Here is a 22,780-nt window from a genome sequence, read left to right on the forward strand (position 1 = left end):
GCAACGCAAACGGCAGAACTCAAAGATGAGTTCTGCCGCCGCAAGTTAATTAGCGCTGATTGAATCCGGGGAAGTAAGATCCGTTAGGTCTGCATCCGGGGCGCCGGGAGAAGTTCCGGCGCCATCCGGGCTGTCATTCACTACCACCCCATCCAGCTGCTCGGCTTCCGGGTCAACTTCTTTTTCTTCCGAGGCAACTTTAGCCACCGAGGAAATTTCGTCGCCCTGGCTGATTTTCAGCAGCCGCACGCCCTGCGTGGCCCGTCCGATGCTGCGCAAGTCGCTCATGCGCAGGCGAATGGTGATACCAGACTTGTTGATGATCATCAGGTCATCGGCGTCGCTGACGGCTTTGATGGTCACCAGCTGGCCAGTTTTATCCGTCAGCTTCATGGCCCGCACGCCTTTACCACCACGGTTCGTGATGCGGTATTCCTCCAACGGGCTGCGCTTACCGTAGCCATTGTCTGATACTACCAGCAGCTCATCCTGGCTGTCTTTGTCAATGCACACCATGCCCACGACCCGGTCGTCACCTTCTTCCGCTAGCGTGATACCGCGCACCCCGGCGGCCGTACGGCCCATGGAGCGCACTTTCTCCTCGGGGAAACGAACAGCCCGGCCGGAACGGGACGCCAGCACTACCTCCGAGTTACCGTTGAGCAGCTGTACGTCCAGCAGCCGGTCGCCCTCGTTGATGGTAATGGCGTTGATACCCGCGGCCCGGGGGCGCGAATACGCTTCCAGCGGCGTTTTCTTCACCGTGCCCTGCTCGGTGCAGAACATCAGGAAGGTGTTGTCGAGGTAGTCCGGGTCGCGCAGGCCGCGTACGTTCAGTACGGAGCGCACGTTGTCTTCCCGGGGAATCTCAATCAGGTTCTGGATAGGCCGGCCCTTGGTGTTCTTCCCTCCTTCCGGCACTTCGTACACTTTCAGCCAGAACACGCGGCCAGCCTCGGTAAAGAACAGCAGGTACTCGTGGGTAGTGGCCACGAACAGGTGCTCCGTGAAGTCATCCTGCTTGGAGGCCGCCCCGCGGGCGCCAACGCCGCCCCGGGCCTGGGTCCGGTACTCGTCCAGGGCCGTGCGCTTGATGTAGCCTTCGCGGGAGATGGTAATAACCATGCTCTCGTCGGCAATCATGTCTTCCATCGAGAAGTCGCCGCCGGCGTACTCAATGGCCGTGCGGCGGGCATCGCCGTAGCGCTCCTTGATGTCGGCCAGCTCCTGCCGGATGATGTCGCGCTGCATCTCATCGGAGGCCAGCACGGCTTTCAGATGGTCGATAAGCGTCATCAGCTCATTGTACTCCGCCACGATCTTGTCGCGCTCCAGGCCCGTGAGGCGCTGCAGACGCATATCCAGAATGGCGCGGGCCTGCACCTCACTCAGCGAAAACCGCTCGATGAGCTGCTGGCGAGCTACCTCGCCGTCGCGGGACGAACGAATCAGGGCAATTACCTCGTCCAGGTGGTCCAGGGCGATGAGCAAACCTTCCAGGATGTGGGCCCGCTTCTGGGCTTCGGCCAGCTCGTAGCGCGTACGCCGCACAATAACGTCGGCGCGGTGCTCTACGAAGTAGTGAATTAGGTCCTTTAGGTTTAGGGTCATGGGGCGGCCTTTTACCAAGGCCACGTTGTTGACGCCGAAGGAAGACTGCAGCTGGGTGTACTTGAACAGGTTGTTCAGCACCACCGTCGGCATGGCGTCGCGCTTCAGGTCATAGACTACCCGCAGGCCGTCCCGGTCCGACTCGTCGCGCAGGTCGGCGATGCCCTCGATTTTCTTTTCGTTGATGAGGGCGGCCGTTTTCTCAATCATCGAGGCCTTGTTCACCATGTAGGGAATTTCGGTCACGACAATCTGCTCCTTGCCCGTGGGCGTGGTTTCGAAGTGGGCTTTGGCCCGCATTACCACTCGGCCCCGGCCAGTTTCAAACGCCTGCTTAACTCCTTCGTAGCCGTAGATGATGCCGCCCGTCGGAAAATCAGGAGCCGTTACGTGCTCCATCAGCTCGGCAATGGTAATGTCGGGGTTGTTGAGGTAGGCGGAAATACCATCCACTACCTCCGTCAGGTTATGCGGGGCCATGTTCGTGGCCATGCCCACGGCAATGCCGGTGGTACCGTTCACGAGCAGGTTCGGAAACTTAGCGGGCATCACCGACGGCTCCTCCAGGGAGTCGTCGAAGTTAGGCTGGAAGTCCACCGTTTCCTTGTCCAGGTCCCCCAGCATTTCGTCGGCTAGGCGCTTGAGGCGGGCCTCGGTGTAGCGCATAGCGGCCGGCGAGTCGCCGTCAATGGAGCCGAAGTTACCCTGGCCGTCGACGAGGGGGTAGCGCAGGCTCCAGTCCTGGGCCATGCGCACCATCGTGTCGTACACGGAGGAGTCGCCGTGGGGGTGGTACTTACCGAGCACCTCCCCCACGATACGGGCGCTCTTCTTATAGGATTTGTTGTAGGATACGCCCAGCTCCGACATGCCGTAGAGTACGCGCCGGTGCACGGGTTTGAGGCCGTCGCGCACGTCGGGCAGAGCCCGGGAGATGATAACCGACATCGAGTAGTCGATGTAGGCCCCACGCATCTCATCTTCAATGTTTATCGGAATGATCTTTTCGCCTTCCGCCATAGGGAGAGTGTAGTCGGCCGGCGCAGGCCCCGAATTGCGGAGCTTGCCGGCCCGTGAGAGTGAACTTCTTTAAGCCTGCAAGATAGGCAAAAAACCCCGATTAACCTAGCCAGAAGCCCGATTTGCGGGCTATTTCAGGCTCTTACTCCGGTCGTTATTATGCTTGCCCGTTTCCTGCTTGTGCACCTTGATTTTTTCGCCAATGGCCGGGTTTTGTTTCTTGAACAAGGGCTGGCCGCGGTACTTGGTGCCGCCGTGCATATGCACCTTGCGGGTGTGGCAGGCCCCGATGGGACAGGTACGGCAGGAAACGGCGGTGAGCAGCAGAAACGCGGCCGGGAGCAGGCAGCGGCACAGGAAGGAGGCAACAGACATGGGGTAAAGATAGGAATTACAACTGCCCCACATCCTGCCCCTCCCACTCGCGCAAAAACTGCGCTAAGAACTGCTCCAAAAACGCATGCCGCTCCTGGGCTACCTGCCGTGCGGCGGGCGTATTCAGCCGTTCCCGTAGGTGCAGCAGCTTCTCGTAGAAGTGGTTGATGGTAGGGGCCGTATTCTGCTTGTAGCTCTCGAACGTATCATGCTGCAGGGGTAGAACCGCGGGGTCGTGCAGGGGCCGGCCCTTGTGGCCCCCGTAGGCAAAGGCCCTAGCTACCCCAATGGCTCCGATGGCATCCAGGCGGTCGGCATCCTGCACCAGCTCGCCCTCCACCGTGCTCATGGGGGTAGCCACGCCGAGGCCTTTAAAGCTGATTTCGCGGATGATTTTCTCTACGGCAAGAATCACGTTTTCTGGGGCCTGTTGGCTTTCCAGCCACTGGCGCGCGGCCCGGGGCCCGGCTTCCTCATCGCCGTCGTGAAACTTCCAGTCGGCTACGTCGTGCAACAGGGCCCCGAGCTCCGTCACGAGCGGGTCAGCCTGCGGCGTGTGCTGGGCCAGGGCCCGGGCTACCTGCCACACCCGGCGGATATGCTCCCAGTCGTGGCCAGAGCCTTCGTGCAAGAATTTCGAGCGGATAAAGTCGGCGGTACGGGCCACCAGCGGGTCGGTAGCATCGGGGGAAACAGGCATAAACTAAACGGTAGGTACGTGAGCCAAAAGTACGGGCTCCGGGGCAAAGAGCGGTGCCCCTCTCCTACCCAAACGCGGGCGTTATGGGCAAGCCAGTGTAGGACGTTACTTCTCACCCGGGGTTGTAGCAACGGGAGGCCCGGGTTCCGGCTGGGCAGGCACAGGCACCACCCAAAAGGAAGCCCTGCTGCAGGCCAGAAAAGGGTAGGAATCCTGCCTTTTTTCACCGAACTTATTATGGGAAGCCGGCAGGGCGTCGACTTCTGATTTTCTACGCTTCGGGCTGCTTGCTATGATTTGGTTCAGAAACCTTCTGCCGCCCATCGTAGCCTGGCTGCTGCTGGCAACCGCTCCCTTCTACGCGGCCGCCACCCCCACCCAGCAATCCGTCGCAGCCGGCACTCGTGCGGCAGCCCCAAGTAGCCCGGCGGCCTTGCAAGCTACCCTGCGGGCCCTCCTGACGGGTTCCCAGTCAGAACTCAACCAGCGCTACCAGCAGCTAGGATTAGTGAACGGGCGGGCCGTACAGGCGTTTTACGCTGCCCAGCACTACCCTACCCACTGGGTGCGACCCGGGGGCTGGAACCCTGCCGCTACCCAGGCCCTGCACTTGCTCGGGCAGGCGGCGGAATTCGGCCTGGACCGTAGCCGCTACGGCTGGCCTCACCTACCTAGCTTACCCGACTCCTTACGGCGCACTACCTCCCGCACGGACCGTCAGCAGCAGCTAGCCCTGTGTGAACTGCGCCTGACCGATGCGCTATTACGCTATACCTACCACCTGCGCCACGGCGTACTGCAGCCCCACTCCCTACTACCGGTGGCCGCTCTTGACAGCCTCCTGGCCCACACTACGGCCCTGGTGCTGCAAAGGGCCCTGCAAGCTCCGGACTTTACCCGAGCCCTGCTGGCGGAGCAGCCCGCCCACCGCGGATATCAGCAGCTGCAAGCCGCCTGGAGCCGCGCCTTGCACTCCTCCGCACCAGACTCCGCGCGCCTGATGAACGATACCACGGCCGGATTCCGGCAGGTGGCTATCAACCTCGAGCGCTACCGCTGGGAAACGGCCCCGGACTCGGCGTACGCGGAGGTAAATATTCCGGCCTACCGGTTGCAGCTGATGCATGGGGGCCGGGTTCTGCAAACTCACCGGGTGGTAGTTGGGCAGCCCGAGTGGCCCACCCCGGTGCTGAGCAGCCGCATCCTCGTGTTCGTAACAGCCCCGGAGTGGCGCGTACCCTACAGCATTGCCGTGCGCGAGTTCCTACCCGAGCTGCAACGCGACCCAGGTTACCTCTATGACCACCACTACCGCCTCTACGACGGCCGCGGCCGGCTCATTAACCCCTGGCACGTGAACTGGCGCCGGATAACGCCCGAGAAGTTTACTTATGCCATTCGCCAGCGCGCCGGGCGCACCAACGCCCTGGGCAGCGTAGTTTTCTACTTCCCGAACCAGCAGAAAGTCTTTCTACACGACACGCCCGCCCGCGCCGCCTTTTCCCGCCCCGCACGGGCCCTAAGTCACGGCTGCGTGCGGGTTGAGCACCCGCTTAAACTGGCCGAGTATCTGCTGCGCCGCGAAGGCCGAGCCTCTGACCTGCGGGCCATGCACACCAGCATCCGCAACCAGAGCAAGCAGCGCTTCGACCTGAACACGGGCCTGCGGGTGCACCTACGCTACTATACCTGCGAAGCCGAGAATGGCACGCTGCGCTTTTATCCCGATATCTACCGGCACGACGCTGCGCTGGGGGCAGCTTTATTTAACCAGAGTAATTAACCAGTCAGCTACCACTGGCTGGTGGGCAGAAGAGTAAATTAAATAAGACGGCTATTCTCTATTATTAAGATGACTTTTTACATCGATGATTAATTTCACAAAGCCATTATTACGCTATTTATCAGCTTATTCACGGAGCCCAGAATAAATAGTTGGCAGTTGGTAAATCCAAGGGGGAAAGCACCGGCGTAAATGCCGGCAAATAGTTCCATTCTCCTCCACCTCCCCCTTACCCATTTCATGAAAAAGCACCTGCTTTCTTTCGCTTTCGTTGCCCTGTTGGGCGCTGCTTCGGCTACCTCCGTTTCGGCTCAGGCGAAACTCACCCCCGGCACCGTTTCGGTTGGTGGTGAGGCCATGTACCCCAACAAGAATATTGTTGAAAACGCAGTTAACTCCAAAGACCACACTACCCTAGTAGCGGCCGTTAAAGCGGCTGGTTTGGTAGAAACCCTGCAGGGCAAAGGCCCATTTACCGTGTTTGCTCCCACAAATGCCGCCTTTAATGCCCTGCCCGCCGGCACCGTGGAAACCCTGGTAAAACCCGAAAACAAGGCTACCCTCACGAAAATCCTTACTTATCACGTGGTAGCCGGCAACATGACCGCCGACAAGATCATGGCGGCCATTAAGTCGGGCAAGGGAACTGCTACCCTGAAAACCGTCAGCGGCGGTACGCTGAAGGCCATGATGAACGGTCCGAAAAACGTAGTACTGCAAGACGAAAAAGGAAATATTTCTACTATTTCCACCTACGATGTTACCCAAAGCAATGGCGTAATTCACGTAATCGACAAAGTGTTGATGCCCTAGTTTTTTTGCATCATCAATTTCTTATAAAGAATAAATACTCACTCGGCTATTAATTTAGACGGGGGAGTATTTATTTTTTATAAGAAATTGAAATACGCTTAGGTCAAAAATATTTTAGCCTCGGGCCATACTTTTTGCTGCTATTGTGGTTGTGCTCATCTACCTGTTACTTTCTCGCTGCCTATGCCCCACTTCACTGCTGCCGATCTGACGGACCTGGAAAAAGTGTTCCGTCACAACTTAATTAACGCCATTACCGGCTTCAAACCCGCCAACTTGCTCGGCACCACCGACGCGCAGGGCCATACGAACCTGGCCATCATCAGTTCCGTGGTACACTTGGGGTCCAATCCGGCGCTGCTGGGCCTGGTGATGCGGCCGCCTTCCGTACCCCGGCATTCCTACGACAACATCCGCGCCACCGGCTTTTACACGCTCAATCACGTGCACACCAGCATAATTCGGGAGGCGCACGCCACCTCCGCCACCTATGCCCGCGGCGTTTCGGAGTTTGATGCCTGCGGGCTCACGGCGCAGTACCGCGACGGATTTGCGGCTCCCTACGTGCAGGAAAGTCATCTGCAAATCGGTCTGCAGCTACAGCAGGAAGTCCCCATTGAACTCAATGGCACGGTCCTGCTCATCGGGAGCGTAGAGCACCTGTACCTGCCTGAGGCCGCCCTTCGGCCCGATGGTTCCCTGAATTTACCCGCCGCTGACACCGTAACCCTGAGCGGTTTAGATACCTACTACACCGCTACCCCCGTGGCTCGCTACGGATACACCCGCCCGGACCAAGCTGTTCCGGAGCTACCCCTAGAATAGAGCACCTGGCCAAAGCGGGCTCCTTCTCGAGTGCAACTAAAAGGGAGGAACTACTAGTATGCGCTCGAACCGAGCCGGGGCGTTTGTTAGCCCTCAGCACGATTAGCGCTCAGCTCAGAGCCCAACAGCTCCTATCAGAGCCCAACAGCTCCTAGCGTTACCAGTTCTTCCCAAACCCGGTGCACGGGTAGGCCCATCACGTTAAAGTAAGAACCTTCCAGCCGGGTCACCGCTACCATGCCAATCCAGTCCTGGGCACCGTAGGCTCCGGCCTTGTCCAGCGGGGAATAGTGGGCCACGTAATGCTCGATTTCAGCTAGGGTAAGCGGGCGAAAATGCACGCGGGTCTGGTCGGAAAACACTACCCGCCGGCCGTCGCCGTGCAGCAGGCACACGCCCGTGTACACCTCGTGGGCCCGGCCCTGCAGGCGCTGCAGCATCCGAACGGCTTCGGCCGCGTCAGCGGGCTTGTTCAGCACGTCATTCTCCAGGCACACAATGGTATCGGCCGTGATAAGCAACTCGTCTGGAGCCAGGTCCGGGGCGTAGGCGGCGGCCTTGTGGGCGGCTAGGTACTCGGCCACCTCGGCCCGCACCAAGTGGGCCGGAAAGCTTTCATCTACCTCCCGCAGGCGCACCTGGTACGACAGGCCCAGGTCGGTGAGTAGCTGTCGGCGGCGCGGCGAGTTGGAGGCCAGCACCAGCCGGGGCCGGCGGCTCGTAGAGGAAACCAGGGAATCAGGAGCGGAAAGCGGCATAGAAGGGCACGGTAGTTTCCTCGTCGCGGATGCTGCTAAACAGAAACCCGCCGATGGTTTTGGGGTAGAAAAACGTGGATTTGGGGGGCATTACCGCCCCGGAGTAGCACACCCGCTCCACTTCGGCCATGGTCACCTCGTTGGTAATCAGGGCAGCTCGGGCCTCGCCCCGATCCACGCGGGTTAAGCACTCGGAAAAGCTGCGCACGTAGGCGACTCCGGGCCAGTTGCGCTGCGCTTCCGGCCCCACAATGCCCAGGGCTTTTTCCAGCACGAAGTAGTGCAGCACCGTTAAATCCAAGGCCTTTACCTCGGGGGTAGTATCCCAGTCGAGCAGGCAGTGCACCTCCGGCCGGAGCCGGATTTTGTAGCCCTGGCCCTCGCCCAGATACAAGCCAAAGGCCCAGGGTTTGCCCGCAATGCGTTCGGGCAGATCGTAGGCGTCCTCGAGGGGTAGCACCGTGAAGTACGGGGCCAGGCGCGCCAGCAACTCCTCGGTGCTCAGGCCGCCCGGTAGCTCCAGCAGCAGCCGGTGGGTCGGCAGAATGCGCAAGTCGTCGGCGGCCGCGTTGGTCAAATACATCAGGTGGAAGTTCCAGGCCTCCTGGCCGGTGTAGGCCGCGCCGGCCGCCGCCTGCCGCTCCCGCCGGTACGCCAGGGACCCTTCGTAGCGGTGGTGACCATCGGCTAGAATCACCTGCCGCTCGGCCAGCACCTGCTGAAACCGCCGAATTACACCAGCATCCTGAATGACGGCCAGCACGTCGCGGGCGCCCTGGTAGTCTTCCTCCGTCTGGTAAAGCGGGTCTTCCTCCGTCTGGTAAAGCGGGTTGAGCATGGCCTCGTCCAGGTAGCGCTCCAGCTCAAACTCCTCGTCGCGGTACAGGCCGTGGGTAGCGCTGGTCTGAAACTGGGTGCAGGCCAGCAGCTCCGCCCGGTCGTTGACGGACGCGGGCAAGGTGTTTTCGTGGCGGAGCACCACGTTCTCGGCCCAGTCGGTGGCCCGGATATGGCACATGAAGCCCTTGCGGCAATATTCGCGGGCACTGCCGGCTAGGCGGAAGTACTGGTAGTACACGTAGATACCCGGCAGCTCATCCTGCACCACTACCCCCTGCTGCTGCCACTGGCGCAGGCACTCGCGCGCGGCCGCGGCGGGCTCCTCACCCCGCGGCACCGACAAATGAATGCTATTGAGGGGGTTGCGGTACAAAGCCTCGCGCTGCTTCGGCGACACCACGTCAAACAACGGCGAAACGTACGCGTCAATCTGTTGGCTTAGCGTGGGGTTGTAACGCCAGCCGCGCACGGGTTGAATTTCAGCCAATTTTCTGGGCAATGAAATAAGACGATAAGGAAAAAGAACGCCGCGGCGGGCCGCTCGCAGGAAGCCCCAGGAAATCGAGAGGCGGGTAGCCAGGGCGCCAAACGGTCTGCCCCGCTTTCCGCCTTTCTCAGGGCGCCAGCCGGCTCAGGCGCCACTCCAGCCCCACCCGCTCAAACACAATCCGGTCGTGCAGGCGTGAGGGCCGGCCCTGCCAGAACTCCACGCGCTGGGGCCTGAGTACGTAACCACCCCAGTGGGGCGGCCGGGGCAAAGGCTGCTCGCTGGCAAAGCGGTCCGCTACTTCCTGCTCCCGCTGTTCCAGCTCCTGCCGACTATGAATTGGCTGGCTCTGGGGCGAGGCCCAAGCGCCCACCTGGCTGGCTCGGGGCCGGCTCTGAAAGTACTCCGTCGACACTGATTCCGGCGCCTTCTCCACCCGGCCCTCTACCCGCACCTGGCGCTCCAGGCCCGGCCAGAAAAAGGTGAGCGCCGCCAGCGGCGAGGTGGCCAGCTCCTGCCCCTTGCGCGAGTCGTAGTTCGTGAAAAACAGAAAGCCTTCATCGTCGGGTAGGCCCTTGAGCAGCACCACGCGGGCCGCCGGCTGACCGGCCTCGCTAACAGTGGCCAGGGTCATGGCCGTGGGCTCCTCCAGCTGGGCGCTGATGGCCTCCTCGAGCCAGGCCCGAAACTGCCGCACGGCGTGGGGTTGCACGTCGGCTTCGGTAAGAGTCCGCTGGGAATAAGTCTGGCGCAGGGCGGCCAGTTGCTGGTCGGTCATGGGGAGGTAGGATCGAATGAAAACGGAGCGGGGCGAGGGAGCATTCTTGGTCCAGCTTACGTAGAGAAGTAAAAGTCACCGGTCGAAAACACCCCTTTCGGCCGCAAGGTAGCACAATAGCGCCGGGCCCCGGAACCTCTGCCCCCCTGCTTCGCGTACTTTCTGCGGGTGCCCCGCCGCTTCAGAACCTGCACAGGAGACTGGCCCGGGCTTTTCGGCATCACATCCTCCTTAACCATCTGCTGTCCATGCCTCGTCTTCAACCTGGTAGCCTGCTTATCTCCCAGCCTTTCTTGGGCGACCCAAACTTTGAGCGCACCGTGGTGCTGCTCTGCAGCCACTCCGAGGAGGAAGGCTCCTTTGGTCTCGTGCTGAACCGCCCCGCCCAGTTGCAGCTCGGCGACGTGTTGGAGCTTCCCGGGGGCAGCCTGCTGCCGCCCGCCCAGATACCGCTCAGCATTGGCGGCCCCGTGCAGCCCGATACCTTGCACTACCTGCACCAGGTGCCGGAATTGCCCCAGGCCGTACACCTCGGGCAGGAAGTGTACTGGGGCGGCGACTTCTCCGCTTTGCTGGAGCAGCTGCTAGCCGGTAGCGTTTCCCCCGACAGCGTGCGCCTGTACGCGGGCTACTCCGGCTGGACGGCCGGGCAGCTGGCCGAGGAAGTGCGGGAAAATGTCTGGATTGTGCACCCCAATGCTGCCGGGAAAGTATTTACTTTGGAAACTGATGCCTTCTGGCAATCCATTTTGCGCGAAAAAGGTGGCCGCTTCCGCGTGCTGTCCAACTACCCCACTGACCCTCGTCTTAACTAAGCGCCTCCACGTACCCCGTATTTCGGGGTCTTTCAGCTGACTTTTATGCTACCCGAACAAGACGCCCCCACTCCCACCGACTCTGACAACAACGCGGAGTCGCCCCAGAGCATTCTGCAGCGTCGTCTGGCCGAAATTCAAGCCCGGCAGACCCCATCTGCCCCCGATGACATCACGGAGCGGCCCAACCAGGGAGCCCCGGTGCTGGATGAACCAGCCGGAGCTGGTACGGTCGAAGCCCTACCGCTTACTCCTTCAGCAGCTGAACCAGCTGCTGCCCCCACCTCCAGCGTTTCCACTCCAGATAATACCCCAACTGATGCCTCAACCACGGCTTCAGCCGGGGAAGAGCGCGCCGTAGCTCACTATGGCACTACCACACCCGGCGCCGCGGCATCACCCGCAGTGCCCGCCAGTTCAGCAGCGGACCCAGCTCCCGCGGCCACTGAGCCAGCAGAGACACTGCAGGAAGATCCGCACGTAACGCCAGTGGTAGCAGTAGCCGGAACGGAAACCTTGGAAAACGCCCTGGAAAACGCTCCTACTGTTGGCTCCTTGCCCACCTCCTCTGACGCCGCTGCTACGGCCGAGGAAGAGGAAGAGTACGTCCCGGAGCAGCCCGCCCCCGATCTCACTACCCTCTCGCTAACGGAGCAGGCCGCCCATTTGCTGGCACTGGTGCAACGGCCCGATGCCCGCCAGAACCGGAAGCAGATTTTTGATCTGTTTCGCCACTACGAAACCAGCCTGCTCGCCGACCGCACCACGGCCCGGCAGCGCTTCGTGGATGCAGGTGGCCAAGCCGAGGAATTTGCCTACACGAATCCCATCAGCCACCAGGAACTGACCAAAGCTCTGCAGGAATTCCGCGACAGTCGCGCCCGCGACGCCAAGGCTGAGGACGAGCAACGCGCCAAAAATCTGGCCCACAAGCAGTACCTGTTGTCGCAGTTGCGCCAGCTCGTGGAGTCGGCTGAAACCAAGGATAGCTCGGGCCGCATCAAGGCCCTGCAGACCGACTGGAAAGCTACCGGGCCCGTACCGCAAAAGGAAGCCCAGGAACTCTGGAACAGCTACCACGCCCTGCTGGACATCTATTACAATAACCGCGGCTTGTTCTTCGAAATGAAGGAGCTGGACCGCCGCCGCAATCTAGAAGCCAAGGAAGGGCTTATTGCCCGGGCCGAGGCCTTGCAGCAGCAATCCAGCATTAACAAGGCCCTGCAGGAGTTACGGCAGCTGCACGAAGAGTGGAAGCACATCGGCCCTGTGCCGAATGAGCAACGCGAAACCCTGTGGCAACGCTTCTTGCAGGCTTCTGAGCAAATCCACGACCGCAAAAAGGAATTCCTTTCGGTGCGTCAAACCCAAGAGAATGCGAACCTGGAGCGAAAAACGGCTCTGCTAGAGCAGCTGCAGCCCTACGGAGAATTTCAGACGGAACGGGTAAATGAATGGCGAGCCAAAACCGACGAGCTGCAGAAGCTAAAGGAGGCCTGGGATGCCGCAGGCCTAGTTCCGCGGGAGAAGGCGGAAGCCATGAACAAGCAGTTCTGGGGCGCCTATAAAGGGTTTTTCCAGCGCAAGAACCAGTTTTTCAAAGCCCTAGATGAGGAGAAAAACGCAAACCTCAAACGCAAACTCGACCTGTGCGAACAAGCCGAAGCAGCTCTGCAAAATCCTAACTGGGAAGAAGCCCGGGAAACTGTTATTCGGCTCCAAAAGGAGTGGAAGCTGATTGGCCGCGTGCCGGAGAAGCAGTCAGACAAGGTCTGGAACCGCTTTCGCACCGCCTGCGACTCGTTTTTTGACCGCAAGAAGGAGGAAACGCGCCAGCGCGAGCAGCAGCAGCACCAAGTTAGCCAGGAGCAGAACCAGCACCTACTACAGGTGGAGGAAGCCGTGGCCGCCCTTTCCCCCGATCAACCTGGCACCCTTGAAGGATTCCGTCAGCACGTAAGCGAGTGGCGTACATTCGCCGGCGGCACCCGCAACGCCGACCGGGCCGAAGAGAAGTTTCAGGCTCTGATGGGCAAATACCTGGATACCGTGCCGTCACTTTCCTATGCGGAGCGCACCGACCTGTTGTTCAGTCTGCAGGTGGAGCGCCTGAAAACATCCCCCGACGCCCAGCAGCAACTGTATAAAAAGGAGCAGGCACTCCGTCGGGAAATTAATGAGCTGGAAAACGATATTTCTACCCTGAAAACTAATTTGGAGTTTTTCGCTCGTTCCAAAAACGCCAATCAACTTCGGGAAGAATACCAGGGGCGGATCGACGACGCTCAGACGCGCATTGATGGGCTGAAGAAACAGCTTCGACTAATCCGGAGCTAAGATTCCGCTGCTTATGTATAAAAAATGCCTCTTTCATCATGTTGGAGGCGTTTTTTATTTACCGGTAAGTCAGGCACTTACTATTTAAAGGTCATTAATTATTAGAAATACTTTTGCCAGTTTAAATCCACCTACTACTTTTGTGCCACCTCAATGCCTCCTTAGCTCAGCTGGTAGAGCAACTGACTTGTAATCAGTAGGTCGTTGGTTCGATCCCGACAGGAGGCTCACAGGATGTTAAACCCCTTGTAAATCAATGATTTGCAAGGGGTTTTTTCTTGGTGTGCCTGCTAGCATATCTATGTGGAGTAAGATGGGTACTGAAAGGAACACTTTTCCTCTACTCTCAGAAGCAATTGGCTTGGCGAACAGACTTTAAGTATAACCTAAGGAAAACACTGGAGATATTTTAGGAATACTTAAGTTGCGTTTGTGTGAGTCCCTCTCACACTGCTGTTCCACAATCAGAGTTTAAGTCTTCCCGCCTTAGGAAAGGTCAATTTTACCGCCAGTCTTGAGTTCGCGCTTAAGGATTTTTTCTAATTCTTTGATTTTTATTGGCCTACACCGTCAGCCCAACGCGCTGCTTGGCCGCTATATTCAGGTGCCTGCCATCTTATGAGAGAAGTCGTTATCAAATGCAGGTCAGGGGTATGCCGCAAGCTCAGTTCTATCTCCACGTTGAACTCTTGCGGGTTCTGAGGAGGTGTAGCCTGCTGCTAGCCGTCCTACACGTAGATCTGTAAGAATCTAGCTAGGTAGTGAGCACCGTATGATGGGCCGGCATTCGGTTGCTGGCGCGGAGCAGCTACTCATGTGTTGCCGTGCGCTGCAGTACCTAGGGGTCGGAACACACTGCCTTCGGCTGAATTAGTCGTATCATTAATATTTCCTCGAATAATCAGCCTGCCCCCAATAGAATCAACCACCGCAGGTGCACGCCCTGCCCAAACAGGCGGACCACAATTCCAAAGTATAAGGCTAAATAGATTAATCGGAAATAGATCAGCACTCTAACTACCCCAAGCGAATACGAAATGTGGACTTACCAAAACGCCGTATGAGTAGAAAAGCGCTGTAGAGTTTACCTGGGTTACTAAAAAACTGTTGTTTTATTGAATCATTTCAGTAAAAAATATGATATTTATACAGTACACTACATCACCACCTTTATGGCCTTCCTTCCAGCGTTTTTAATTCGACTCTTCACCAAGAAGAGACGCTCTGTACCTACATTACAGCAGTTGGAATATCATCGGCAGGTGTATGAGGCTTGCTATTATAAGACCAAGGTCTTCTGAATAATGCTGTCAATCAAAAAGCCTCAATGCAAGTGCAAGCTAGGACTTTCAAAGGCTGTGTTCAGCCTCTAAGGGCTACTCTATTATAGTCCAGTACGTCTATAATGTGCGTTTGACCTAAGGCCTCATTACGAACCCGCACGCTATAAGAAGCATAAGGTAGGCCCGTAGTGGCGAGGTATTATCTGTGTCGCTGGCGGCAACCACCATCTTGTAGGTAGTAACCCGCTTGTTGGGAATCAGCAGCCAGGCCTCGGGTGTCTCGCTAACCTCTAAGGAAGTCGGGTTGTACTAGTCGAAATCTAACACATAGCACCTGTGTTGGGCCGTGGGCGGCACGGCAGAGCACTGCTACTAGAAAACATAATTAACAAAAAAGCCCTTCCAGACCGGAGGGGCTTTTTGTTGTGTAAGGTAGAGCAGAAGACTTACCGGCGGAAAAAGCCTTTGGCTTCCCAGGCCGCCACGTTCTGCGTGCGCACGAAGCGCGTTTCCATGTGGCCCCAGGCATCATGCTTGTACATAACCGTTTTGCCGGCTTCCCGCTGGTGCAAGGCCAGGAGTTGATCGGCATGGGAGAGAGCAGGCGCAGCTTCTTCGCTGGCTTTGCGGGGGCGTTTACCTGATGTTGACATACCAGGGCAACGCGCCACTCCTGCAAAAGGGTCCATCAGCTGCTTCGTCACGAGCGCTGACAGCTTGCTTACAAGGAAAGACTAAGCGCGTATCCTTTGTAAAACTCACCGCGTAGGTACCCTATCCCCCACGCGCCGATCCATGCATCATCTTTTATACCTGAGCAGTGCCACCCGCTCCTATGACGAAAGCCACTTGCTGGCTTTGCACACCCAGATGCATCGGACTAACCAGGCGACAGGGGTAAGCAGCCTGCTGTTGTACGGCCAAGGACACTTTCTTCAGTTACTGGAGGGAGAACACGCCACCTTGCAGCAGATGCTGGCCCGCATTCAACGCGACGTGCGCCACCACGAACTCACGCCCTTGTTTCACTACCAGTGCCCGGAGCGCTGCTTCGAGGCGACGCATATTTCCTGCTACGCACCTTCCCCGAGCCTTAGCCAGCTGGACGGGTTTCTCCCCCTGGAGCAGGTGACTACCCACTGTTACCGGGAAAGCTACACCCACCTACCCGCGCTACAAACCGTGCACGCGTTTGCCCATCAATTGCTTGACGCTACTGCGGCGCCGGTTCAGCGGTAGCCTGTTGCTGCTGCCAGCAGTTGCGCAGCCACTCTTCGGCGTCTTCCACCTGGTGAAATACTTGCAGCTGCAGCGGGCCAATCATGGGTGACAGAAACGAGCGGGTGAGAATGTCCGCCCCCGTGTCTTGTTGCACAACGTGGGCGATGCAGCGCAAGCCCAGGCGCTCGGCCTGCGGAAGCCACGCTTGCTCCAGCCACTCCAAGGTATCAAACCACGGGCCTTGCAGGGCCACGTTGTCGTTCAGTAACAGTGGGCAGGACATGCCCTGGGCCTGGTCCAGGTAGTTCTGCGCCCCCCGCATGGCTTCCAATGGGTCTACGTAACCGCGCCACGTGGCGCGCAACCAGTTGTTTTCGGCATCAAACGTGAGCGTGCACCGGCTGCCATCTGAATCCGGCAAGGAGTTAATCAGCATAGAAAGGTATAGGGGAGATGTTGCTACTCAGGGGAGGTCAAAGGTCGGTATCGGCCTAAACTCCCATCTACGCAGTTTTACTGATATTGTAATGCGGAAAACACGCACTGTTTCTGCCGCTGGCAGAAACCAATTTCCTGCTAATTACCCCAGTTATCGCCATGCGCACCCTGCCGACGTATACGCGGAGTGGATGCAGGCCTAGCGGGCTCGCCACACGGCCAAGACCCTGAACTATCCGCAGGGGCTGATCAACCGACGAGGAGAATAGCCTCCCGGCGTGCTCGCCCGGCCCGATGAGTTTCAGCCCATCAGTTCGAGCGACTTGACTGCATAACAAAGCACCTAAATTGCCATTGTTGGCAGCAGTGCAAAACTGCGCCGCGGGTTCGACTTGCTTTTTCCTACCTTGCAGCCGCCCCACCTTTGGGGTCGTGTCTGCATCTAGCCTGTCTCTCAAGTGAAAACGCCGAAGAAAGCCCTGGCCGCTGACATCACGGCCCTACTCGCGCCCCTATTTCCCTCTCCGGTACCGGCCACTGGTTTGCCCAAGGGAATGCAAAAAGCCATTGAGGAAGTAGCCGACACGCTGTTACGCTGGCGCGCCAAACAGGAACGCCCAGCCCGGGGCACTACCCCCGCCCGCGCTACCGCGGCCGGCTCCGATGAACTGGCCCACCTGATGGAGGGGCGGCTATACCAGGAAGAGCCGGAAGCGGCCGATACGGAGTTGTCTGGATCTGACCTAGGCCAGAGTGCACCTTCCTATTCCGATTCTGCTCAGGAGGCCGCTAGGCCCCTGCGGAAGCGCCGCCCACGTTTAGGGGCCAGTTAGGGCAATGTAGCTAGTTGTGCTAGCACTAGGCGCAGGAGCTGCCTCATGCTCATCTGAACCAATTTAAACCTGCTATTGGGGAGTGCTCCAGTAAAACTTTACTCCCACCAAGCAGAAGGAAGACTGAGTGTGGGGTAGCGATTATGAATCTCCAGTTAGGCTTGCTAAAGCAAGGGTGGGAAACGGTATTTGTAATATTTTGGTATGCTTGTTGCGCAGGCGAAATGAGTACAATTTTTCGCGCAATGTCTGATACTGAAGTATCTTTCCGGGCCGCCTTGCACGACGAGCAGTTTGCTACTGCGGCCGTATTACTAGCTCAACTGATGGCCGCCCGCCACACACAACGCGGGACGTTTAGTTTCGTGCAAGATATGCGCTTGCAGCGCCATTGCCTGGATTTGGTTACGCAGCGTTCCGTTTCAGGGGCAGATGCCTTGCTGCAGGCTGCTGCGCAGTGGTCACCCCTGTAAATTATTTCCCCGTAGCACAGCTGGCGGTAGTACGGGCTACTCCTTGCTACCTACAAGCACATAAAGATGCTTTTTCTGGGCCTACTCTACAAAAAGTGCAAAGCGCTTTCCAGTAGCAACTTGTGCACGGCTCGCCACTGCAATTCCTGCTGCACCGCCGGAGTGGCCAACAAAGCCTTGGCGGTTGCAATGTTAGTGAGCAAGGCTGCCTGGGTGGGCATAGTAGCTGCCTGCCGGCTTGCCTGGGGCCAGTTTTCCCGGGGCCACCCCACCAGAATGTATTCAAACTGGTCTGCGATGCGAACTAGCCGAGCAACCCGGTAGGGACTTGTAGGGTGCAAGGCAAGCAAGTGCAGGCGGATTGTGCGTAACAAGGCGGTCAGTTCGCCGGGCCGGGGTGGGTACGCGGGGGGAGTAGCCGGTAAGGACATGAAGCAGGTGGTCAAACGTGCTGATCATACGTACTTACCTCGTTCTGGTTGAGCTTACTATCAGCCGAGCTTACTGAGCACTGCTTTTGCCGCCTGCCTACTGCCCAAAATACGTGAGAGCCGACACAGGAGACCATTCTGCAGCTCGGCGCCGACGCGCCGGGCGGGGCTGCCGCCGGGGCAAGGGGCGCGGCAGCGCGGCCCAGCTAATGCGAGTGGGCAGCGCCGTAGCCCGCCGGGATATGACGGGCCGGGCCGGCCCCCCAATGGCAGTTTCAGCAAACAAGGCGGGGCGCCCGTGCCGGTCGTACAACCAGCCCTGCTCGACCCAGCCCAGGTAACGCCCCGCGGCCGTGTACAGAAACTCTCCTTCAAACCAAGCTACTAGGCTACCCTGCCCGTCGTAAATGCCTCGGCATGCCTCGTCGGCGTAAGCTACTGGCGCGCCGGTTGTGTTGTAAAGCGGAATCATGTGGTACTGCATGAAATTCCACCTATAAACGAAGCCGGCAAGCTAATCGGATTTAGGCCGGCCCATGGCTCTATGGTCGAATTGCCTTCGGCCATAGAGCCATGGGCCGGCTGACTACTTTGCCTGAAGTTACAAGGGCCCGGTATCCGGCTGACTTTCCAGTTGCTGCTGCACGGCGGGGTCCACGGCCGAGAGCAGGTCAAAGCCCGTGGCGGCTTCAATGGCATCTACGCTCGTGCGGTAGGTTTCCCAGCCGCCGGATACGGAATTGTTGTTGGGCATGTCCACGGCAATAACGCGGGTATTTGGCCGCACGCGAGCAGCATCAGCCTCGCCGGTCGGCAGAATAACGATAACCTTCCACACCCGGGCGGGCACCGTGACGCGCCCCTGGTCGAGGGTGGTTTTGTAGCCCTCCGAGCCCGTTCCTCCCCGGCCGTAGCTTCCGCAGATGATGTAGAGTTCCTGAGCGCCGCTCTGCAATTGCCGCCGGCAGTACTCTTCCAGCGTAGCCCAAGTTTGCTGATTGTTGCGCGGGGCCTGGGGCATCATATTGCTCATCAGAAAGGTAGCCAAATTGTCGGCCGTTGTGCGGGTGCGGTCCGCTGAGGGGCAGTTGTGGCCCCGGTCGAAGCCCGAACCCGAGTAGCTGCCGCTGCTAACCCGGTACCAGCCGGCGGGCAGAGCCTCATCGGGCCGGAAATCATCTTGGCGGGCGGCACTGCCCAGCCAGCCGGTTGTAAGATGCCAGCTTACCCAGTTGGGCTTGCCCTGGTCGCGGTGGTAGGACAAGGCGTACTGGGGTTTGAGCAGCAGGTAGTTGGTCGACAATCGTACATCCGCAGCCGCGCCGCTCGGATTGCCCAGGGTTAGGTGCTCGGGAAGGGCTGGAGTGGGTTCGTCGTCAGAAGAACAGGACCACAGCCCGGCAAGCAGAGCCAGCCCCAGCAGGCTACAGCCGCGCCGGAATGGAAGGAAAGAGAAAACCATAGCTGCAAAGGTAGGCTTTAGAGAATCATTCAACCCGGAGCTACGACCCTAGAGCAGCCCCTAAAAACGGCTGTTTCAGGAGGCTACAACCGCTTTTTCAGGTACGGCCGGAGCCGCCCTGGGTTCGACGGGAGGCCTGCACGAGGCCACGGGCGTGTTCTGCATGGTGCCCCGCTCAACAACCGGGGCCTAAGAGCCTGCCTGACTGCGGAGGAGCTTCCTGCCTTACCACTTCGCCCCGCTGCCCGAAAACAGGCCGGCGCAAGAAATTTTTCGTGGCCGCTTCCCGTGCGTACCTTTCCCTATGATTCAACGCGTATTGGGGGTACTGCTGGGGCTGCTGCTACTTGTAACTGGTTCCGCCGCCTGGGCCCAAAGTCCGCAAACCCGCGCCGTGCACCAAGCCCTACGGCGCGCTTCCACCGATACGGCCCGGGTGCTGCTGCTGGCCGATCTGGCCGCTACGTACCGCTACTCCCGCTTTGACTCCGTGCAGTGGTATGCCCGTCAGGGCCTGGACCTGGCGCGCCGCATCCATTACCCCAAAGGCGAAGGGCGCTGCCTCTCGCGCATTGCCTTGCTGCTGGGCGAACGGGGCAACCTGCCCCAGGCCTTGCGGGTTGATTTGCAGGCCCTGCGCCTGAACGAAGCCAGTCACGACCTGGAGGGCACGGCCCGCACGCTCAACCAAACCGGCCTGCTGTACTTTGCCCTGGACGACTACCGCCCCTCGCTGCAGTATTTCTTTCGGGCCCGTGAGCTTTACCAGCTGGCCCGCACCCAGGATACTTCCCAGCTTATTAGCGTGCTCACCAACCTGGGCGCCAGCTACGAGGGCCTGCGCCGCTACGATTCCGCCGCCTTTTTCCTGAACCAGGCCTGGCAACTTACCCAGCACGCACCCAGCGTGCACCAGAGTTCTTGGGGTAACCCTGCCCCCTACGTGCTGCGTGAGCTAGGACTGCTACAGGTGGCCCAGGGACGCCCCACTGAGGCCCTGGCCTTCTACCGGCGCAGCGTACGGGCGGCCCTACCCGAAAATGACCACCGCAGCGCCTGCCGCTCCTACCAGTACATGGCCGAGCTGTACCGGGCCCGCCACCAACCAGATTCCAGTATTTACTACGCCCGCAAAGCCCTTCGGCTCGGACAGCAATTGCCGTTTGTGGTAGGTATTGTGCGCAACAGCAAGCTACTGACGGCCATTTTTGAAAGCCAACGGCAGCCCGACAGCACCCTGAAGTACATGCGCCTGCTCCTCACGGCCCAGGACAGCCTGCATAATCCGCGGCGCATTAAGCAGCTCGATGCCATTGGATTTGCCGAGCAGCAGCGGCTCAGGGAGCTGGAAGCAGAGCGCAAGCAGTTTGAGGGGCACGTGCACACTGCCGCCCTGCTGGCGGGCGTAGGCGTGCTGCTACTGGTTTCCGTGCTGCTGGGCCGCAGCAACCGCCAGCAGCAGCACGCTAACCGCCGCTTGCAAAGCCTCAATGAGCAGGTGACCCACCAAGCCAAGGAGCTCACAGCCCAGCGCGACCATCTGGCGCGCACCCTGCAGGAGCTCAAAATTGCCCAGAGCCAACTGGTGCTCCGCGAAAAAATGGCCTCGTTGGGCGAGCTGATGGCCGGGGTAGCCCACGAAATTCAGACGCCGGTTAGTTCCGTGCGCAAGTTTGCCGCCAGCAGCGCCGAGCTGTGCACGGAGTTGCGTCAGGAAATCAGCAACGCCCTGCCTCCCTCCCACGACCAAGAAGTTGTGGACGAGATGCTGCAAAATCTGTTGCAAAATCAAACCCGCATCCTGCAGTATGCCCAGCGGGCCGACTCCATTGTGCGCGGCATGCTGGAATACTCCCAAAACGGAACCAGCCCGCGCCAGCTTACTGAACTCAATACCCTGGCCGAGGAATACCTGCGGCTGGCCTACCACGATTTGCGCGCTAAAAACCGCTATTTCAACGCGGCCTTAACCCTGCGCCTTGATCCGGCCGTGGGCCCGGTGCAAATCGTTCGGCAGGATGTGGGCCGGGCCCTGGTGGGCATTTTCAGCGCTACCCTGCTGGCCGTGCTCCAGCGCCAGGCCGGGGCTGAGCCCGAGGAAGGATACGTGCCGCAGGTGGAACTCCGCACCCACCGCACAACCGACAGCGTGGAGATTCTGGTGCGCGATAATGGCCTGGGATTTTCGGAGGAGGCCCTGGCAACCCTGTTTAAGCGCTTCCCCGGCCCCGACAACGCCTCCGCCGACCTGGGGCTACCCCTCAGCTATGATCTGATTACCAAAGGCCTGGGCGGGCAGCTTAGTGTAAGCAGCACCCTGCACCAGGGCACCGAGTACCGCATTATACTATCCCTGCCCGCCTACACGGCTTAGTAGCAATTAGCCGCAGGGTCAGCACTTGTCCACTCGCTCGCTTCTTTCCTACCCTTCCTTTCTGATAATGCTACCCTACCGTTTTGGTAGGGGACACAAAACTGTGTCCTAAAAAAATTACTATAATTCATTTATTAATATTTTGATTATCAACCATTTATCAATAGTTAATTATCAGTACGGCAGCATCGGCATTGGTATTGGCAATAGGGCTTCATCACCCAAGCACTACCTGCTATGCCTCTTTTCGACAACATCGCCAAAGCCGCCAAGGACTTCTTCATTGAAGAAACTTCGCCCGAAGGCCCCTCGGTAGCCGCAGTGAACGGCGGGCGGCCCCTGCCAGGCTCCGCCGCGCTGTTTGCCACGGCTGCTAGCAGTCCGGCTTCACCTACCCCGCCGTCCCTGACCCAACCCGAGCAGCGCCACCTCGACCACATTCAGGGCCTACTTGCCGGCGACGGCAAAGACTTCGTGGCCTACACCAAAATGGTCAGGAGTCTGCAAGCCAGCGGCCTATCAGGTCCGATTCTTTACCAAACGGCCTTCAACGCCTTTACCGCCGTCACGGGCCTGGATTTACCGGCGCTGCTAAAATCGGCCGACCAGTTTGAGATAAAGCTGACGGCCGACCGCAACCAGATTCTGGAGCGCCACCGCGAGAAGCTGGGCGAAATCCGCATTGCAGGCGTGGCCCCCAGCACTTTGGTGCAGCTCCAGCAGCAGGAGCAGCAACTGCAACTGGCCCTAACGGAGCTGGCCCGCCAACTGGAGGAAAAGCAGCAGCAACTCCAGGCCACGCGCCAGCAGTTGCAGGAGCAGCAGCAAAAAGCCGCCGCGGCCCTGGCTTCTTACGAGTTGGCCCACGCTGCCGCCGCCACAGAGCTGAAGGCCCACCGGCAGGCTACCCAATCCTTTTTGCTGAGGTGAGGTGAGGGAGGAGGTAATGAGGTGATGGGGTGAGGAGGTGAAAGGTAACGGGTGACAAGTAATGGTTGACACGCCGCACGCTTTTCTGGCGGCTAGTAGCATCCTAATCTTCTTACCTCCTGCCCCCTACCACCTCACTTATCCACTCCTCACTTCCTCTCTTCATCACCTCTTCACTTCATTACCTAAAAAC

General features: G+C 59.1%; 20 protein-coding genes and 1 tRNA gene. 11 read left to right on the forward strand and 10 right to left on the reverse strand.

Annotated features, from left to right (window positions below; all coding sequences use genetic code 11):
* Positions 1–45: 45 nt before the first annotated feature.
* The 3 genes from gyrA to MWH26_RS08515 form a co-directional block, all read right to left on the reverse strand.
* Entirely contained in the window at positions 46–2,631 is a 2,586-nt protein-coding gene (gene gyrA, locus MWH26_RS08505; protein WP_247976863.1) for a DNA gyrase subunit A, read from the reverse strand.
* Between the two features lie 129 nt (positions 2,632–2,760).
* Entirely contained in the window at positions 2,761–3,006 is a 246-nt protein-coding gene (locus tag MWH26_RS08510; RefSeq protein WP_244696182.1) for a hypothetical protein, read from the reverse strand.
* 16 nt (positions 3,007–3,022) lie between these two features.
* Positions 3,023–3,706 carry an HD domain-containing protein gene (locus MWH26_RS08515; RefSeq protein WP_247976864.1) on the reverse strand — a complete coding sequence of 228 codons (684 nt, stop codon included), beginning with the start codon at positions 3,704–3,706 and terminating at the stop codon, positions 3,023–3,025.
* Between the two features lie 292 nt (positions 3,707–3,998).
* Between MWH26_RS08515 and MWH26_RS08520 the strand changes: the two genes are divergently transcribed.
* The 3 genes from MWH26_RS08520 to MWH26_RS08530 all read left to right on the forward strand — a co-directional run bounded on the left by MWH26_RS08520 (position 3,999) and on the right by MWH26_RS08530 (position 7,127).
* The gene (locus MWH26_RS08520; protein ID WP_247976865.1) at positions 3,999–5,489 is read left to right on the forward strand and encodes a L,D-transpeptidase scaffold domain-containing protein; all 1,491 of its coding nucleotides are present in this window, start codon (positions 3,999–4,001) and stop codon (positions 5,487–5,489) included.
* Positions 5,490–5,729: 240 nt separating this feature from the next.
* Positions 5,730–6,302, forward strand: coding sequence for a fasciclin domain-containing protein (locus MWH26_RS08525; protein WP_244696185.1), 573 nt, complete (start codon positions 5,730–5,732; stop codon positions 6,300–6,302).
* A 183-nt stretch (positions 6,303–6,485) separates the two neighbouring features.
* On the forward strand, positions 6,486–7,127 hold the full coding sequence (locus MWH26_RS08530) for a flavin reductase family protein (protein ID WP_247976866.1): 642 nt from the start codon (positions 6,486–6,488) through the stop codon (positions 7,125–7,127).
* 134 nt (positions 7,128–7,261) lie between these two features.
* On the opposite strand, the gene MWH26_RS08535 is transcribed toward MWH26_RS08530, so the two are convergent.
* From MWH26_RS08535 to pdxH, 3 genes are all read right to left on the reverse strand, one after another.
* Positions 7,262–7,885 carry a Maf family nucleotide pyrophosphatase gene (locus tag MWH26_RS08535; protein ID WP_244696187.1) on the reverse strand — a complete coding sequence of 208 codons (624 nt, stop codon included), beginning with the start codon at positions 7,883–7,885 and terminating at the stop codon, positions 7,262–7,264.
* A complete protein-coding gene (locus tag MWH26_RS08540; RefSeq protein ID WP_247976867.1) occupies positions 7,866–9,212 on the reverse strand; it encodes a DUF1015 domain-containing protein in 1,347 nt (448 codons plus the stop codon). Before MWH26_RS08540 ends, MWH26_RS08535 begins: the two co-directional genes overlap by 20 nt.
* 127 nt (positions 9,213–9,339) lie before the next feature.
* Positions 9,340–9,990 carry a pyridoxamine 5'-phosphate oxidase gene (pdxH, locus tag MWH26_RS08545; RefSeq protein WP_247976868.1) on the reverse strand — a complete coding sequence of 217 codons (651 nt, stop codon included), beginning with the start codon at positions 9,988–9,990 and terminating at the stop codon, positions 9,340–9,342.
* A 248-nt stretch (positions 9,991–10,238) separates the two neighbouring features.
* On the opposite strand from pdxH, the gene MWH26_RS08550 reads away from it, so the two are divergent.
* The 3 genes from MWH26_RS08550 (at position 10,239) to MWH26_RS08560 (ending at position 13,370) form a co-directional block, all read left to right on the forward strand.
* Positions 10,239–10,805 carry a YqgE/AlgH family protein gene (locus tag MWH26_RS08550; protein WP_247976869.1) on the forward strand — a complete coding sequence of 189 codons (567 nt, stop codon included), beginning with the start codon at positions 10,239–10,241 and terminating at the stop codon, positions 10,803–10,805.
* Positions 10,806–10,850: 45 nt separating this feature from the next.
* Positions 10,851–13,142 (forward strand): DUF349 domain-containing protein, encoded by a 2,292-nt coding sequence (locus tag MWH26_RS08555; RefSeq protein WP_247976870.1) that lies wholly within the window; start codon positions 10,851–10,853, stop codon positions 13,140–13,142.
* Positions 13,143–13,297: 155 nt separating this feature from the next.
* A tRNA-Thr gene (locus MWH26_RS08560) sits at positions 13,298–13,370 on the forward strand.
* A 1,501-nt stretch (positions 13,371–14,871) separates the two neighbouring features.
* On the opposite strand, the gene MWH26_RS08565 is transcribed toward MWH26_RS08560, so the two are convergent.
* On the reverse strand, positions 14,872–15,078 hold the full coding sequence (locus MWH26_RS08565; RefSeq protein ID WP_244696190.1) for a hypothetical protein: 207 nt from the start codon (positions 15,076–15,078) through the stop codon (positions 14,872–14,874).
* A 142-nt stretch (positions 15,079–15,220) separates the two neighbouring features.
* Between MWH26_RS08565 and MWH26_RS08570 the strand changes: the two genes are divergently transcribed.
* On the forward strand, positions 15,221–15,664 hold the full coding sequence (locus MWH26_RS08570; protein ID WP_244696191.1) for a BLUF domain-containing protein: 444 nt from the start codon (positions 15,221–15,223) through the stop codon (positions 15,662–15,664).
* Here MWH26_RS08570 and MWH26_RS08575 read toward each other — a convergent pair.
* Positions 15,639–16,082, reverse strand: coding sequence for a hypothetical protein (locus MWH26_RS08575; RefSeq protein ID WP_244696192.1), 444 nt, complete (start codon positions 16,080–16,082; stop codon positions 15,639–15,641). The two genes, MWH26_RS08570 and MWH26_RS08575, sit on opposite strands and share 26 nt — an antisense overlap.
* Before the next feature lie 460 nt (positions 16,083–16,542).
* Here MWH26_RS08575 and MWH26_RS08580 point away from each other — a divergent pair, with 460 nt between their 5' ends.
* On the forward strand, positions 16,543–16,917 hold the full coding sequence (locus MWH26_RS08580; RefSeq protein ID WP_247976871.1) for a hypothetical protein: 375 nt from the start codon (positions 16,543–16,545) through the stop codon (positions 16,915–16,917).
* 245 nt (positions 16,918–17,162) lie between these two features.
* Complete coding sequence (locus tag MWH26_RS08585) at positions 17,163–17,390, forward strand: hypothetical protein (protein WP_244696194.1); 228 nt, start codon at positions 17,163–17,165, stop codon at positions 17,388–17,390.
* Between the two features lie 528 nt (positions 17,391–17,918).
* On the opposite strand, the gene MWH26_RS08590 is transcribed toward MWH26_RS08585, so the two are convergent.
* Positions 17,919–18,293 (reverse strand): 4-fold beta flower protein, encoded by a 375-nt coding sequence (locus tag MWH26_RS08590; protein WP_247976872.1) that lies wholly within the window; start codon positions 18,291–18,293, stop codon positions 17,919–17,921.
* 129 nt (positions 18,294–18,422) lie between these two features.
* On the reverse strand, positions 18,423–19,283 hold the full coding sequence (locus MWH26_RS08595) for a DNA/RNA non-specific endonuclease (protein ID WP_247976873.1): 861 nt from the start codon (positions 19,281–19,283) through the stop codon (positions 18,423–18,425).
* A gap of 304 nt (positions 19,284–19,587) precedes the next feature.
* On the opposite strand from MWH26_RS08595, the gene MWH26_RS08600 reads away from it, so the two are divergent.
* Complete coding sequence (locus MWH26_RS08600; protein WP_247976874.1) at positions 19,588–21,657, forward strand: tetratricopeptide repeat-containing sensor histidine kinase; 2,070 nt, start codon at positions 19,588–19,590, stop codon at positions 21,655–21,657.
* 237 nt (positions 21,658–21,894) lie between these two features.
* A complete protein-coding gene (locus MWH26_RS08605) occupies positions 21,895–22,587 on the forward strand; it encodes a hypothetical protein (protein WP_247976875.1) in 693 nt (230 codons plus the stop codon).
* Positions 22,588–22,780: the final 193 nt, after the last annotated feature.

It is taken from the genome of Hymenobacter sublimis (genome assembly GCF_023101345.1).
Taxonomy (GTDB): domain Bacteria; phylum Bacteroidota; class Bacteroidia; order Cytophagales; family Hymenobacteraceae; genus Hymenobacter; species Hymenobacter sublimis.

Coding starts and splice junctions, on each gene's coding strand:
- gyrA (WP_247976863.1), bottom strand. CDS start 2,631: ATGGCGGAAGGCGAAAAGATCATTCCGATAAACATTGAAGATGAGATG.
- MWH26_RS08510 (WP_244696182.1), bottom strand. CDS start 3,006: ATGTCTGTTGCCTCCTTCCTGTGCCGCTGCCTGCTCCCGGCCGCGTTT.
- MWH26_RS08515 (WP_247976864.1), bottom strand. CDS start 3,706: ATGCCTGTTTCCCCCGATGCTACCGACCCGCTGGTGGCCCGTACCGCC.
- MWH26_RS08520 (WP_247976865.1), top strand. CDS start 3,999: ATGATTTGGTTCAGAAACCTTCTGCCGCCCATCGTAGCCTGGCTGCTG.
- MWH26_RS08525 (WP_244696185.1), top strand. CDS start 5,730: ATGAAAAAGCACCTGCTTTCTTTCGCTTTCGTTGCCCTGTTGGGCGCT.
- MWH26_RS08530 (WP_247976866.1), top strand. CDS start 6,486: ATGCCCCACTTCACTGCTGCCGATCTGACGGACCTGGAAAAAGTGTTC.
- MWH26_RS08535 (WP_244696187.1), bottom strand. CDS start 7,885: ATGCCGCTTTCCGCTCCTGATTCCCTGGTTTCCTCTACGAGCCGCCGG.
- pdxH (WP_247976868.1), bottom strand. CDS start 9,990: ATGACCGACCAGCAACTGGCCGCCCTGCGCCAGACTTATTCCCAGCGG.
- MWH26_RS08550 (WP_247976869.1), top strand. CDS start 10,239: ATGCCTCGTCTTCAACCTGGTAGCCTGCTTATCTCCCAGCCTTTCTTG.
- MWH26_RS08555 (WP_247976870.1), top strand. CDS start 10,851: ATGCTACCCGAACAAGACGCCCCCACTCCCACCGACTCTGACAACAAC.
- MWH26_RS08565 (WP_244696190.1), bottom strand. CDS start 15,078: ATGTCAACATCAGGTAAACGCCCCCGCAAAGCCAGCGAAGAAGCTGCG.
- MWH26_RS08570 (WP_244696191.1), top strand. CDS start 15,221: ATGCATCATCTTTTATACCTGAGCAGTGCCACCCGCTCCTATGACGAA.
- MWH26_RS08575 (WP_244696192.1), bottom strand. CDS start 16,082: ATGCTGATTAACTCCTTGCCGGATTCAGATGGCAGCCGGTGCACGCTC.
- MWH26_RS08585 (WP_244696194.1), top strand. CDS start 17,163: ATGTCTGATACTGAAGTATCTTTCCGGGCCGCCTTGCACGACGAGCAG.
- MWH26_RS08590 (WP_247976872.1), bottom strand. CDS start 18,293: ATGATTCCGCTTTACAACACAACCGGCGCGCCAGTAGCTTACGCCGAC.
- MWH26_RS08595 (WP_247976873.1), bottom strand. CDS start 19,283: ATGGTTTTCTCTTTCCTTCCATTCCGGCGCGGCTGTAGCCTGCTGGGG.
- MWH26_RS08600 (WP_247976874.1), top strand. CDS start 19,588: ATGATTCAACGCGTATTGGGGGTACTGCTGGGGCTGCTGCTACTTGTA.
- MWH26_RS08605 (WP_247976875.1), top strand. CDS start 21,895: ATGCCTCTTTTCGACAACATCGCCAAAGCCGCCAAGGACTTCTTCATT.